The organism is Pseudomonas libanensis (genome assembly GCF_001439685.1).
Lineage (GTDB): Bacteria > Pseudomonadota > Gammaproteobacteria > Pseudomonadales > Pseudomonadaceae > Aquipseudomonas > Aquipseudomonas libanensis.
In genome coordinates, this window is sequence record NZ_JYLH01000004.1 from 425,469 (window position 1) to 438,550 (window position 13,082).

Sequence of the window (13,082 nt, forward strand, 5' to 3'; positions counted from 1 at the left end):
TCTTCAGGCGGTCGCCTTTGATTCCAGGAAGTCCTGGGCAAAACGTTGCAACACGCCGCCCGCCTCGTAGATCGATACTTCTTCGGCGGTGTCCAGGCGGCAGGTCACCGGCACTTCGACACGCTCGCCATTCTTGCGGTTGATCACCAGGGTCAGTTGCGCCCGCGGGGTGCGTTCGCCGACCACGTCATAGGTCTCACTGCCGTCGATCTGCAGGGTGTGGCGGTCGGTGCCTGGCAGAAACTCCAGGGGCAACACGCCCATGCCCACCAGGTTGGTGCGGTGGATGCGCTCGAAACCTTCGGCGGCAATCGCTTCCACACCGGCCAGACGCACGCCCTTGGCCGCCCAGTCGCGGGACGAGCCCTGACCATAGTCGGCGCCGGCGATGATGATCAACGGCTGCTTGCGCGCCATGTAGGTCTCGATGGCTTCCCACATCCGCGTGACCTTGCCTTCCGGCTCGATACGCGCCAGGGAACCCTGCTTGACCTTGCCGTTTTCCTGCACCATTTCGTTGAACAGTTTCGGGTTGGCGAAAGTAGCGCGCTGCGCAGTCAGGTGGTCGCCACGGTGAGTCGCGTAGGAGTTGAAGTCGACCTCCGGCAAGCCCATTTTCGCCAGGTATTCACCCGCAGCACTGTCGAGCATGATCGCGTTGGACGGCGACAGGTGGTCGGTGGTGATGTTGTCCGGCAGCACCGCCAGCGGGCGCATGCCCTTGAGCGGTCGCGCACCGGCCAGCGCGCCTTCCCAGTACGGCGGGCGGCGGATATAGGTGCTCTGCGGGCGCCAGTCGTACAGCGGGGTGACTTTGGGGCCGGTGTCTTCGTGGATCGCGAACATCGGGATATACACCGCACGGAACTGCTCGGGCTTGACCGATGCCTTGACCACCGCGTCGATCTCTTCATCGCTCGGCCAGATATCTTGCAGGCGGATTTCCTTGCCGTCGGCGTCGAGGCCGAGCACGTCCTTCTCGATATCAAAACGGATGGTGCCGGCAATCGCATAGGCCACCACCAACGGCGGCGACGCCAGGAAGGCTTGCCTGGCGTAAGGGTGGATGCGCCCGTCGAAGTTGCGGTTGCCCGACAATACCGCGGTGGCATACAGGTCGCGGTCGATGATTTCCTGCTGGATCACCGGGTCGAGGGCACCGGACATGCCATTGCAGGTAGTGCAGGCAAACGCCACCACGCCAAAACCGAGCTTTTCCAGCTCATGGCCGAGGCCGGCTTCTTCCAGGTACATGGCCACGGTTTTGGAGCCCGGCGCCAGGGACGACTTGACCCACGGCTTGCGGGTCAGCCCGAGCCTGTTGGCGTTGCGCGCCAAGAGGCCTGCGGCGATCACGTTGCGCGGGTTACTGGTGTTGGTGCAACTGGTGATGGCAGCGATGATCACCGCGCCGTCGGGCATCTGCCCTGGCACTTCGTCCCACTGGCCGCTGATGCCTTTGGACGCCAGGTCGCGGGTGGCAACACGGGCGTGGGGGTTGCTCGGGCCGGCCATGTTGCGCACGACGCTGGAGAGGTCGAAGGTCAGGCCGCGCTCGTACTGCGCGCCCTTGAGGTCATCGGCCCACAGGCCGGTGTGGCGGGCATACTGTTCCACCAGGGTGACTTGCTCATCTTCGCGGCCGGTAAGTTTCAGGTAGGCGATGGTCTGTTGGTCGATATAGAACATCGCTGCTGTGGCGCCGTATTCCGGGGCCATGTTGGAGATGGTTGCGCGGTCGCCCAGGGTCAGTGCCGAAGCCCCTTCGCCGAAGAACTCCAGCCAGGCGCCGACCACTTTCTGCTGACGCAGGAACTCGGTGAGCGCCAGCACCATGTCGGTGGCGGTGATGCCTGGTTGCAGCTTGCCGGTCAATTCCACGCCGACGCTTTCCGGCAGGCGCATCCAGGATGCACGGCCGAGCATCACACTCTCGGCTTCCAGGCCACCGACGCCGATGGCGATCACGCCCAGGGCGTCCACGTGCGGGGTGTGGCTGTCGGTGCCGACACAGGTATCCGGAAAGGCAACGCCGTCGCGCACCTGGATCACCGGGGACATTTTCTCCAGGTTGATCTGGTGCATGATGCCGTTGCCCGGCGGGATCACATCGACGTTCTTGAAGGCCTTTTTGGTCCACTCGATAAAGTGGAAGCGGTCTTCGTTACGACGGTCTTCGATGGCGCGGTTTTTCTCGAATGCCTGCGGGTCAAAGCCACCGGCCTCGACGGCCAGGGAGTGGTCGACGATCAGTTGGGTCGGCACCACCGGGTTGACCTGGGCCGGGTCGCCGCCTTGCAGGGCAATGGCATCGCGCAAGCCGGCGAGGTCTACCAGCGCAGTCTGGCCGAGGATGTCATGGCATACCACGCGGGCCGGGAACCACGGGAAGTCGAGATCGCGCTTGCGGTCGATCAACTGGCTCAGGGACGCGTTGAGGGTGGCCGGGTCGCAACGGCGCACCAGGTTCTCGGCGAGCACGCGCGAGGTGTAGGGCAAGGTGGCGTAGGCGCCGGGGCTGATTGCCTCGACAGCCGCACGGGCGTCGAAGAAGTCCAGGCGGCTGCCGGGGAGCGGTTTGCGAAATTCAGTGTTCATCGTCAGGACTCGGTCACGGTAAGTGCAAAAGGTGAACTGTCGACACTGGCTTTGTTTACTGTGGGAGCTGGCTTGCCTGCGATGGCATCACTGCGGTGTGACAGGTACACCGAGGTGATGCCATCGCAGGCAAGCCAGCTCCCACAAACAAGCACATTAGCCAGCGGACACAGCCCATCCCATTCAGCGACGTTCGATTGGCACGAACTTGCGCTGCTCAACGCCGATGTACTCGGCGCTTGGACGGATGATGCGGTTGTTGGCGCGCTGTTCGAACACGTGCGCGGCCCAGCCAGTCAGGCGCGAGCACACGAAGATCGGCGTGAACAATTTGGTCGGGATGCCCATGAAGTGGTACGCCGAGGCATGGTAGAAGTCGGCGTTGGGAAACAGCTTTTTCTGCTCCCACATGGTCTTGTCGATGGCCTCGGAGACCGGGAACAACACGGTGTCGCCCACTTCATCAGCGAGTTTTTTCGACCAGCCCTTGATCACTTCATTACGCGGGTCGCTGTCTTTATAGATGGCATGGCCGAACCCCATGATCTTGTCTTTGCGCGCCAGCATGCCGAGGGTGCCTTCGACCGCGTCTTCGGCCGAGGAGAAACGCTCGATCATTTCCATGGCCGCTTCGTTGGCACCACCGTGCAGCGGGCCGCGCAGGGAGCCGATGGCGGCGGTAACGCAGGAGTACAGGTCGGACAAGGTCGAGGCACACACCCGAGCGGTAAAGGTCGAGGCGTTGAATTCGTGCTCAGCGTAGAGGATCAGCGATACGTTCATGACCTTCACATGCAGCTCGCTCGGTTTCTTGCCATGCAGCAGGTGCAGGAAGTGACCGCCGATGCTTGCTTCATCAGTCACGCAATCGATGCGCTTGCCGTCGTGGCTGAAACGGTACCAGTAGCACATGATCGCCGGGAACGCGGCGAGCAGGCGATCGGTGACATCGCGCTGTACGCTGAAATCTTTCTCCGGCTCGATATTGCCCAGGAACGAGCAACCGGTGCGCATCACATCCATCGGGTGGGCGTCCGCGGGGATGCGTTCGAGTACTTCCTTCAGCGCCTGGGGCAAATCCCGCAGCTTGCTCAGCTTGGCGCTGTAGGCGGCCAGTTCGGCCTTGGTTGGCAGTTCGCCGTACAGCAACAGGTAGGCGACTTCTTCAAACTGCGCATCGGCAGCGAGTTCGCGCACGTCGTAGCCGCGATAAGTCAGGCCGGCCCCGGCTTGGCCCACGGTGGACAGGGCAGTCTGCCCGGCCACCTGGCCACGCAGGCCGGCGCCACTCAATACTTTTGCTTCAGCCATGTTCGTTCTCCAATCTTGAATTTATTAGGGAGGCGCACCGCATCACTTTTTCGCGGCAAACAGCGCGTCGAGCTTCTGCTCGAAGGTGTGGTAGTCGATGCGATCGTAGAGCTCCATGCGCGTTTGCATGGTGTCGATCACGTTCTGTTGAGTGCCATCGCGACGGATCGCGGTGTAGACGTTCTCGGCGGCCTTGTTCATGGCGCGGAAGGCCGAGAGCGGGTACAGCACAATGGAAACATCGGCAGATTTCAACTGTTCGGTGGTGTACAACGGGGTCGCGCCGAACTCGGTAATATTAGCCAGGATCGGGGCCTTTACGCGGGAGGCAAACAGCTTGTACATCTCAAGTTCGGTAATGGCTTCCGGGAAGACCATGTCGGCACCGGCTTCGATACAGGCCGCGGCACGCTCAAGGGCGGACTCCAGGCCCTCGACAGCCAGGGCGTCGGTGCGCGCCATGATCACGAAACTGTCATCGGTGCGCGCATCCACGGCGGCCTTGATACGGTCGACCATTTCCTGCTGGGACACGATCTCTTTGTTAGGGCGATGCCCGCAGCGCTTGGCGCCGACCTGGTCTTCGATATGGATGGCGGCGGCGCCGAACTTGATCATCGACTTGACGGTGCGCGCCACGTTGAACGCCGAGGAGCCAAAACCGGTGTCCACGTCGACCAGCAACGGCAGATCGCATACGTCGGTGATGCGCCGCACATCGGTGAGTACGTCATCCAGGCCGGTAATACCCAGGTCCGGCACGCCGAGCGAGCCGGCGGCTACCCCGCCACCTGACAAGTAGATCGCCTTGAAACCGGCGCGCTTGGCCAGCAGCGCGTGGTTGGCGTTGATTGCGCCGACCACTTGCAAGGGCTTTTCGCTGGCAACTGCGTCACGGAAACGCTGGCCGGGAGTGCTGTTGTTGTTGGAACTCATGACTCACCTCGTGATGAAGGAGCGCCGTCCGGGAAGTGACGGGCAATGTTGCGTTTGGATGCGCCGATATGCCGGCGCATCAACAGTTCGGCCAGTTCCCCGTCGCGATCGGCAATCGCGTCAAGAATGCGGTGATGCTCGGCAAAGGCCTGGCGTGGACGATTGGGGGTGGCGGAGAACTGGATGCGGTACATGCGCACCAGCTGATACAGCTCGCCGCACAGCATCTGCGTCAGGGTACGGTTACCGGCGCCCTGGATGATCCGGTAATGAAAGTCGAAGTCGCCTTCCTGCTGGTAGTAACCGACACCGGCCTGGAACGCCGCATCCCGTTCATGGGTGTGCAATACCTGGCGCAGCTCTTCGATTTCCGCGTCGGTCATGCGCTCGGCGGCCAGGCGGCAGGCCATGCCTTCCAGGGACTCGCGAATTTCATAGAGTTCGATCAACTCGGCGTGGCTCAAAGACACCACCCGCGCGCCAACATGGGGCACGCGTACCAGCAGGCGCTGGCCTTCCAGGCGGTGGATCGCCTCACGCAGCGGGCCGCGGCTAATACCGTAGGTGCGTGCCAGCTCCGGCTCGGAGATCTTGCTGCCGGGGGCAATCTCGCCCTTGACGATAGCCGCCTGGATACGCCGGAAGACGTTCTCAGACATGGTTTGGGATTCGTCTGACGTCGCTATCGGAATTTCCGCCTGATCCAGCATATTGTCGACACCTTTAAAATCAATGTCGCAAAAACTAGCCAATCCACCCGTAATAGTCAAAGAATAAATAGGTATTGTCGACAATCGTCTAATGCGCCCGTTTTACTTACGCCGGGCATGGCCGCCTGCCAGCGCTGGCGCCAAAAAAGCATCATGTTAGAATGCCCGGCGTATTTGCCTGACATCTCTGGATGAAACGGCGCACGAGGGAGTTTGCGCAGCAATGCCAGTCGCCTTGAATTGAACATCGCACGGCACCGCCTCAGGATTTATGAGACTCAAGCCCTTCCCCCTGTTTTTCTGCCTTCTGTTTATACCCAGCCTCGGCATTGCCGCCGAGAAGACGGTGTATGGCCTCAATGAATACGCCAAGCTGGACGGCATTGACCTGGAAGTCGCGGCCAAGCTCGACACCGGCGCCAAGACCGCCTCGCTGAGTGCCCGTGATATCAAGCGTTTCAAGCGCAACGGCGAATCCTGGGTGCGCTTCTACCTGGCCATCGACACCGCCCACTCCCACCCCATCGAACGCCCCCTGGCCCGCGTCAGCAAGATCAAGCGCCGCGCCGGTGACTACGACCCCGATGAAGACAAGAACTACACCGCCCGTCCGGTGATTGCCCTGGATATCTGCATGGGCACTGCTTTACGCAGCATAGAAGTGAACTTGACTGACCGCAGCGCTTTCCAATACCCGCTGCTGATCGGCTCCGAAGCGCTCAAACGCTTTGATGCGCTGGTCGACCCCAGTCTTAAATACGCAGCAGGCAAACCTGCCTGCGCCGCCGACGCTCATACCGCCGAGTAAACCGAATGCGCTCTCTGACCCTGCACCTGAAAATCCTGATCACCTTGCTGGTGGTGCTGGGCATTTCGGTCACCGCCTATCAGATTTTCGTGCTGGGCATCCCTGTCACCGAGGATGCCACTGACGACTTGTGGAACATCGACGCCAAGGTCGAGTTCGTCGCCAACCCGAAAGACCCGGTCAAGATCCAGATGTTCGTGCCGCCCCTGAGCCGCGACTTCGTCAGCCTCAACGAAAGCTTTATCTCGAACAACTACGGGGTGAGCGTCAATCGCATCGACGGCAACCGCAAGGTCACCTGGTCGGCGCGCCGGGCCAAGGGCAACCAGACCCTGTATTACCGCCTGGTGCTGACCAAGCGCTACAGTGGCGAGAAGATCAAGATCAAGGGCCCGACCTTCCGCGATAGCATCGCCGTGGAAGGCCCGGAAAAAATCGCTGCCGAAGCCTTGCTGGCGCCGATCCGCCAGCACTCGGCCGACGTCGAGACCTTTATCAGCGAAGCGATCAAGCGCACCAACAACCTAAACGACGACAATGTGAAATTGCTGCTGGCCGGCGACCCCTCGACGCCGCACAAAGCCAAGATCGTCGAGCTGCTGCTGTCCATCGCCCATGTGCCGGTAGAGAAAGTCCACACCATCCGCCTGGTGGCAGACCAGCCGCAAACCCCGGAACTGTGGCTGCGCAGCTTCAATGGCAGCGACTGGCTGTACTTCAACCCTGAAACCGGTGAACAGGGCCTGCCGGCCGACCGCCTGCTGTGGTGGACCGGTGATGAAAACCTGATCACGGTCGATGGCGGCAAGAAAGCCATGGTGACTTTCAGCCTGAACAACAGCGAAATGAACGCCATTCGCCTGGCCAAGCTGACCGACGAAAACACCGACGCCAATTTCCTCGAATACTCTCTATATGGCCTGCCGCTGCAAACCCAGCAGACCTTCATGATCATGGTGATGATCCCGATTGGCGTGCTGGTGATCCTGATCCTGCGCAACCTGATCGGCCTGCAGACCCTGGGCACCTTCACGCCGGTGCTGATCGCCCTGGCATTCCGCGAGACGCAGTTGGGCTTCGGCATTGTGCTGTTCACGATCATTACGGCGCTGGGCTTGTCCCTCAGGTCGTACCTGGAACATTTGAAACTGCAGATGCTGCCGAGGCTGTCGGTGGTGTTGACCTTCGTGGTGGTGCTGATTGCCGCCATCAGCCTGTTCAGCCATAAACTCGGGCTGGAACGCGGACTATCGGTCGCGCTGTTCCCGATGGTGATCCTGACCATGACCATCGAACGTCTGTCGATCACCTGGGAGGAGCGTGGCGCCAACCATGCGCTGAAGGTGGCGATTGGCACACTGTTCGCAGCGTCCCTGGCGCACATCATCATGAGCGTGCCGGAGCTGATCTACTTTGTGTTCACCTTCCCGGCGATCCTGCTGATCCTGGTGGGCTTCATGCTGGCCATGGGGCGTTATCGCGGCTACCGCCTCACCGAACTGGTGCGTTTCAAGGCATTCTTGAAGGCTGACTCCTGATGTTCGGCTTCTGGAAGACCTGGAAAGCCCTGGAAGCGCGGGGAATCATGGGCATCAACCGGCGTAACGCCGACTACGTGCTCAAGTACAACAAGCGCAGCCTGTACCCGATTGTGGATGACAAGATCATCACCAAGGAACGGGCGCTGGCGGCCGGTATTCACGTGCCGGAAATGTACGGGGTGATCTCCACCGAGAAGGAAATCGACAAGCTCGACGAGATCATCGGCGGGCGCAGCGACTTCGTGATCAAGCCGGCCCAGGGTGCGGGCGGTGATGGCATCCTGGTAGTGGCCGACCGGTTTGAAGGACGCTATCGCACGGTGTCCGGCAAGATCATCAGCCATGAAGAGATCGAGCACCAGATTTCCAGCATCCTCACCGGCCTTTACTCCCTGGGTGGTCACCGCGACCGGGCGCTGATCGAGTACCGCGTGGTGCCCGACCAGATCTTCAAGAGCATCAGCTACGAAGGCGTGCCGGATATCCGCATCATTGTGCTGATGGGCTACCCGGTGATGGCGATGCTGCGCTTGCCGACCCGCCAGTCAGGGGGCAAGGCCAACCTGCACCAGGGCGCGATTGGCGTGGGCGTCGACCTGGCTACCGGGCTGACTTTGCGCGGCACCTGGCTGAACAACATCATTACCAAGCACCCTGACACCACCAATGCCGTGGATGGCGTGCAACTGCCCAACTGGGACGGTTTCATGCAGCTTGCGGCTGGCTGCTACGAGCTGTGCGGGCTGGGCTATATCGGCGTGGACATGGTGCTGGACCAGGAAAAAGGCCCGCTGATCCTTGAATTGAATGCACGGCCGGGGCTGAATATCCAGATCGCCAATGACTGCGGGCTGACCTTGCGCACCCATGCGGTGGAGGCGCGACTGGAGGAACTCAAAGCTGCCGGCGTGACGGAAACCCCGCAAGAGCGGGTGAAGTTCGTGCAGGAGATGTTTGGGCATATACCGCCTGTCGAGGGCTGAAGGCCAAGGCCTGGCGGGATGGATATCCCGCTATTGCCTCTAGGAGCAAATCCTACAGAAGACTACAATCCCCTCCCCCGCGCCATTGGCTGATCCACCCCCGCATGTCGACCTGCTCCGTATATCCGTTGCCCTACCGGGCCAATCCCGCCGAATATTTTGCGGCGATTCGCCATGCCCCAGGTGCAGTGCTGCTCGACAGCGGCCGCCCCACGGCGGAGCGCGGGCGTTATGACCTGCTCAGTGCCTGGCCCGAAGCGACCTTGACGGTAGGGCCGGACGAAAGCGGCAGCGATTTCCTGCAACGCTTGCGCAAGAACCTGGCGCAACTGGGCGAGGCGGCCTTGCCTGTCGGCTATGACTTGCCGTTTGCCGGCGGTTTGATTGGTTACTTGAGCTATGACTTTGGTCGGCATCTGGAACAGGTGTCGCATCTGGCCGTGGACGACCTGCATCTGCCGGATGCGCGATTCGGGCTGTATGCCTGGGCACTGGTCAGCGATCACCTGGCGCGCACCAGCCAACTGGTGTTTCACCCGGTGCTGGCCGATAGCGAGCGGCAACGTCTGATCGCCCTGTTCAGTCATGCAACAGGTGACACCCCCACCGCCTTCAAGCTCCAGGGCACCATGGCGCCGGACCTCAGCGTGGATGCGTACCAGCAGGCCATCCTGCATATCCAGGATTACATCCAGGCCGGCGACTGCTACCAGGTCAACTTTGCCCAACGCTTTCGTGCGCCGTGCATCGGCGATCCATGGGCAGCCTACTGCGCGCTGCGCGAAGCCTGCCCGACGCCGTTTTCCGGGTTCCAGAGTTTGCCCGATGACGGCGCGGTGCTGAGCCTGTCGCCGGAACGCTTTGTGCGCATCAGCGAGCGCCAGGTGGAAACCCGCCCGATCAAGGGCACCCGCCCTCGCGGTTTAACACAGGAAGAGGACGCTGCCAACGCCGCTGAGTTGCTCGCCAGCCCCAAAGACCGCGCAGAAAACCTGATGATCGTTGACCTGCTGCGCAACGACCTCGGCCGCAGTTGCCGAATCGGCTCAGTGAAAGTGCCGGAGCTGTTCAGCCTGGAAAGCTACCCCAACGTGCACCACTTGGTGAGCAGTGTCACTGGCATATTGGCCGACGACAAAGACGCCCTCGACCTGATCGCCGGCAGCTTCCCTGGCGGCTCCATTACCGGCGCGCCGAAGATTCGCGCCATGCAGATCATCGACGAGCTTGAACCCACCCGCCGCGGGTTGTATTGCGGCTCGCTGGTGTACCTGGACGTGCGCGGCGAGATGGACAGCTCCATCGCAATTCGCAGCTTGCTGGTCAAGGACGGGCAAGTGTGTTGCTGGGGTGGCGGCGGGATTGTGGCGGATTCGCAGTGGCAGGCTGAGTATCAGGAGTCGCTGACGAAGGTGCGGGTGTTGTTACAAACGTTGGAAAATCTGTAGGGCACAGCCCCTTCCTAGCGTTCGAGTAGAACGCCATGCGATAGAAAAAGCCTGAATCAGAACCGCTGTGGACGGGATAGACGCTTGCAGATAGCGTCCGGATCGACCGTCCACCCGCCACCTGTGAAGGATCACATGAAGCGACTGCCTCCTCGTCTGGAAATATTTCCGAGATTGCCTATCCACGCAATCGCACCTATGATCTCCCAAAACGGGAGGTTGAAGCGATGCGGATAATCGCTCTATCTACCCTACGAATATTCTGGGAAAGCCATTCAGCTTATAGCGACGCCAGAACACCGCTGGTCGAGTTGTATCGGCACATGGAAAAGGCCAATTATCCAACACCGCAAGCACTCAAGGCCGAACTCAGAACAGCGAGCATTCTTAAGGGCGGCAGGGTCGTGTTCAACGTCGGCGGCAACAAGTATCGAGTGATCATGGCGATCGACTACCAGCGACAACTAGGGTTTATACGGTTCGTGGGGACCCACGCTCAGTACGACCAGATCAACGCGGAGACTGCGTGATGAACATCAAACCTATTCACTCCCAGGAAGACCTGACTGCGGCACTCGTACGAGTCGAGCAGATATGGGGAGCACCACCCGGCTCGCCTGAAGGTGATGAGCTGGAAATCCTGGCAATCCTCATCGAGAAGTACGAAGCCGAGTATTACCCCATGCCCCCTTCGGATCCGGTAGAGGCTATCAAGTTTCGCATGGAGCAATTGGGCATGACCGCCCGCGATCTAGAGCCGTTTATCGGCACCAGTGGGCGGGTGTCAGAGGTGCTGAACCACAAGCGCAAGCTGAGCCTGTCGATGATCAAGCGTCTGCATGAAGGCTTGCGTATTCCTTATGAGCGCTTGCTGGCCGAGGGTTAGGCGGTGACGGCGCCGACGCCATCGCAGGCAAGCCTGACTCCCACAGTTGACCGCGTCGTTTGACGTTACATGATCGACGGTGGGAGCTGGCTTACCTGCGATGAGGCAATCAGCCGCGCCGCATAACTTACAGGCTCAGCTGCCGATTCGACGCCTTGATAAACTCTTTCTTCAGGTCTTCAAACGTATGCACCGCCGGGAACTGCGGGAATTCGCTAATCACATTGTCCGGCGCATGGAACAGAATCCCGCGGTCCGCTTCACCCAGCATGCTGGTGTCGTTGTAGGAATCACCGGCGGCGATCACGCGGTAGTAGAGGGTCTTGAATGCCAGCACCGATTGGCGCTTGGGGTCTTTCTGGCGCAGTTGATAGCTCACCACCCGGTCGTGCTCATCGGTGATCAGGCGGTGGCAGAGCAAGGTCGGGAAGCCCAGCTGGCGCATCAGCGGCTGGGAAAACTCGTAGAAGGTGTCGGACAGGATCACCACCTGGAAGCGCTCGCGCAGCCAGTTGACGAACTCGACGGCACCGTCCAACGGCTTGAGGGTGGCGATCACTTCCTGGATATCGGCCAGCTTGAGCCCGTGCTCGTCGAGTATGCGCAGGCGCTGTTGCATCAGCACGTCGTAGTCGGGGATGTCACGGGTGGTGGCCCGCAGGGACTCAATGCCGGTTTTCTCGGCAAAGGCGATCCAGATTTCCGGAACCAGTACCCCTTCCAGGTCAAGGCAGGCAATTTCCACACGACACTCCTGTTAGATGTTGTTAGTTGAGCGAGCAAAAGGACTGCCGAACTCTAGCGACTCAAGCACGCCGCCGCAACGCGGGACAGATTTTGATACCATCGCCCCCCTATAGAGCGCTCAGCGCCACTGACCTGTAGGAACCGTCCTGATGAACCAAGCCTTCGACGTCGTTGAACTCGCCACGACTTATGCCAACAAGTCTGCCCAGGACATTCTCAAGCTGGCGTTCAGCCAGTTCGGCGATGACCTGTGGATTTCCTTCAGCGGTGCCGAGGATGTGGTGCTGGTGGACATGGCCTGGAAGCTGAACAAGAACGTCAAGGTGTTCAGCCTCGACACCGGCCGCCTGCACCCGGAGACCTACCGGTTTATCGAGCAGGTGCGCGAGTTCTACAAGATCGACATCGAACTGATCTCGCCGGACCAGAGCAAGCTGGAACCCTTCGTCAAGGAAAAGGGCCTGTTCAGCTTCTATAAGGACGGCCATGGCGAATGCTGTGGCATCCGCAAGATCGAACCGCTGCGCCGCAAGCTTGCAAGTGTAAGTGCCTGGGCCACCGGCCAGCGCCGCGACCAGAGCCCCGGCACTCGCAGCCAGGTGGCGGCGCTGGAAATCGACACGGCCTTCTCTACCCCGGAACGCACCCTGTACAAGTTCAACCCGTTGGCACAGATGACCAGTGAAGAGGTCTGGGGCTATATCCGCATGTTGGAACTGCCCTATAACAGTCTGCATGAGCGCGGGTTTATCAGCATCGGCTGCGAGCCGTGCACACGGCCGGTATTGCCTAACCAGCATGAACGGGAAGGCCGCTGGTGGTGGGAAGAAGCGACGCAAAAAGAATGCGGACTGCATGCGGGGAATATCATCAGCAAGGCCTGAAGTCCTGAAAGTTGATGCGGTAGAGAAAAAATGTGGGAGGGGGCTTGCTCCCGATAGCGGTAGGTCAGTTGCAGATTTTCTGACTGACATACCGCTATCGGGAGCAAGCCCCCTTGTGTCTTGAGCCAGGATTAGACTGAGGGTGAGAGCGGTGAGTAGCAAGCTGAATGCCCCGAGTGCTTAAAGCACGTGTGGGAGCCCACGCTGCTACTCACCCCTCCGCTCTGGAC

General features: G+C 60.5%; 12 protein-coding genes. 7 read left to right on the forward strand and 5 right to left on the reverse strand.

The genetic code is table 11. The features are described 5' to 3' along the window. Nucleotides 1-3: 3 nt before the first annotated feature. The 4 genes from acnD to TU73_RS09195 form a co-directional block, all read right to left on the reverse strand. The gene (gene acnD, locus TU73_RS09180; RefSeq protein ID WP_057011918.1) at nt 4-2,598 is read right to left on the reverse strand and encodes a Fe/S-dependent 2-methylisocitrate dehydratase AcnD; all 2,595 of its coding nucleotides are present in this window, start codon (nt 2,596-2,598) and stop codon (nt 4-6) included. A gap of 183 nt (nt 2,599-2,781) precedes the next feature. After that, nucleotides 2,782-3,909, reverse strand: coding sequence for a bifunctional 2-methylcitrate synthase/citrate synthase (prpC, locus tag TU73_RS09185; protein ID WP_057011919.1), 1,128 nt, complete (start codon nt 3,907-3,909; stop codon nt 2,782-2,784). 42 nt (nt 3,910-3,951) lie between these two features. Further along, nucleotides 3,952-4,845, reverse strand: coding sequence for a methylisocitrate lyase (gene prpB, locus TU73_RS09190; RefSeq protein ID WP_046071650.1), 894 nt, complete (start codon nt 4,843-4,845; stop codon nt 3,952-3,954). Beyond that, nucleotides 4,842-5,555, reverse strand: a complete 714-nt coding sequence (locus TU73_RS09195) for a GntR family transcriptional regulator (protein ID WP_057011920.1) — start codon at nt 5,553-5,555, stop codon at nt 4,842-4,844. The genes prpB and TU73_RS09195 overlap by 4 nt, the downstream gene beginning before the upstream one ends. A 271-nt stretch (nt 5,556-5,826) precedes the next feature. Here TU73_RS09195 and rloA point away from each other — a divergent pair, with 271 nt between their 5' ends. The 6 genes from rloA (at nt 5,827) to TU73_RS09225 (ending at nt 11,221) form a co-directional block, all read left to right on the forward strand. Beyond that, nucleotides 5,827-6,363 (forward strand): retropepsin-like aspartic peptidase RloA, encoded by a 537-nt coding sequence (gene rloA, locus TU73_RS09200; protein ID WP_046071648.1) that lies wholly within the window; start codon nt 5,827-5,829, stop codon nt 6,361-6,363. Between the two features lie 5 nt (nt 6,364-6,368). Then, complete coding sequence (rloB, locus tag TU73_RS09205) at nt 6,369-7,901, forward strand: osmotic stress tolerance membrane protein RloB (protein WP_057011921.1); 1,533 nt, start codon at nt 6,369-6,371, stop codon at nt 7,899-7,901. Continuing rightward, complete coding sequence (locus TU73_RS09210) at nt 7,901-8,887, forward strand: alpha-L-glutamate ligase-like protein (RefSeq protein ID WP_005790412.1); 987 nt, start codon at nt 7,901-7,903, stop codon at nt 8,885-8,887. The genes rloB and TU73_RS09210 overlap by 1 nt, the downstream gene beginning before the upstream one ends. A 104-nt stretch (nt 8,888-8,991) precedes the next feature. After that, nucleotides 8,992-10,335 (forward strand): aminodeoxychorismate synthase component I, encoded by a 1,344-nt coding sequence (gene pabB / locus TU73_RS09215; protein ID WP_057011922.1) that lies wholly within the window; start codon nt 8,992-8,994, stop codon nt 10,333-10,335. 227 nt (nt 10,336-10,562) lie between these two features. After that, nucleotides 10,563-10,865 (forward strand): type II toxin-antitoxin system HigB family toxin, encoded by a 303-nt coding sequence (locus TU73_RS09220; RefSeq protein WP_034128346.1) that lies wholly within the window; start codon nt 10,563-10,565, stop codon nt 10,863-10,865. Beyond that, a complete protein-coding gene (locus TU73_RS09225) occupies nt 10,865-11,221 on the forward strand; it encodes a helix-turn-helix domain-containing protein (protein WP_043047098.1) in 357 nt (118 codons plus the stop codon). Before TU73_RS09220 ends, TU73_RS09225 begins: the two co-directional genes overlap by 1 nt. A 127-nt stretch (nt 11,222-11,348) precedes the next feature. Here TU73_RS09225 and thrH read toward each other — a convergent pair whose 3' ends face one another. Beyond that, nucleotides 11,349-11,966, reverse strand: coding sequence for a bifunctional phosphoserine phosphatase/homoserine phosphotransferase ThrH (gene thrH / locus TU73_RS09230; RefSeq protein WP_057011923.1), 618 nt, complete (start codon nt 11,964-11,966; stop codon nt 11,349-11,351). Nucleotides 11,967-12,117: 151 nt separating this feature from the next. Here thrH and TU73_RS09235 point away from each other — a divergent pair, with 151 nt between their 5' ends. Continuing rightward, a complete protein-coding gene (locus tag TU73_RS09235; RefSeq protein WP_057011924.1) occupies nt 12,118-12,852 on the forward strand; it encodes a phosphoadenylyl-sulfate reductase in 735 nt (244 codons plus the stop codon). Nucleotides 12,853-13,082 lie beyond the last annotated feature (230 nt).

What these genes read in the sequence shown, in the direction of transcription:
- acnD (WP_057011918.1), bottom strand. Translation starts at nt 2,598, where the DNA reads ATGAACACTGAATTTCGCAAACCGCTCCCCGGCAGCCGCCTGGACTTC.
- prpC (WP_057011919.1), bottom strand. Translation starts at nt 3,909, where the DNA reads ATGGCTGAAGCAAAAGTATTGAGTGGCGCCGGCCTGCGTGGCCAGGTG.
- prpB (WP_046071650.1), bottom strand. Translation starts at nt 4,845, where the DNA reads ATGAGTTCCAACAACAACAGCACTCCCGGCCAGCGTTTCCGTGACGCA.
- TU73_RS09195 (WP_057011920.1), bottom strand. Translation starts at nt 5,555, where the DNA reads ATGCTGGATCAGGCGGAAATTCCGATAGCGACGTCAGACGAATCCCAA.
- rloA (WP_046071648.1), top strand. Translation starts at nt 5,827, where the DNA reads ATGAGACTCAAGCCCTTCCCCCTGTTTTTCTGCCTTCTGTTTATACCC.
- rloB (WP_057011921.1), top strand. Translation starts at nt 6,369, where the DNA reads ATGCGCTCTCTGACCCTGCACCTGAAAATCCTGATCACCTTGCTGGTG.
- TU73_RS09210 (WP_005790412.1), top strand. Translation starts at nt 7,901, where the DNA reads ATGTTCGGCTTCTGGAAGACCTGGAAAGCCCTGGAAGCGCGGGGAATC.
- pabB (WP_057011922.1), top strand. Translation starts at nt 8,992, where the DNA reads ATGTCGACCTGCTCCGTATATCCGTTGCCCTACCGGGCCAATCCCGCC.
- TU73_RS09220 (WP_034128346.1), top strand. Translation starts at nt 10,563, where the DNA reads ATGCGGATAATCGCTCTATCTACCCTACGAATATTCTGGGAAAGCCAT.
- TU73_RS09225 (WP_043047098.1), top strand. Translation starts at nt 10,865, where the DNA reads ATGAACATCAAACCTATTCACTCCCAGGAAGACCTGACTGCGGCACTC.
- TU73_RS09235 (WP_057011924.1), top strand. Translation starts at nt 12,118, where the DNA reads ATGAACCAAGCCTTCGACGTCGTTGAACTCGCCACGACTTATGCCAAC.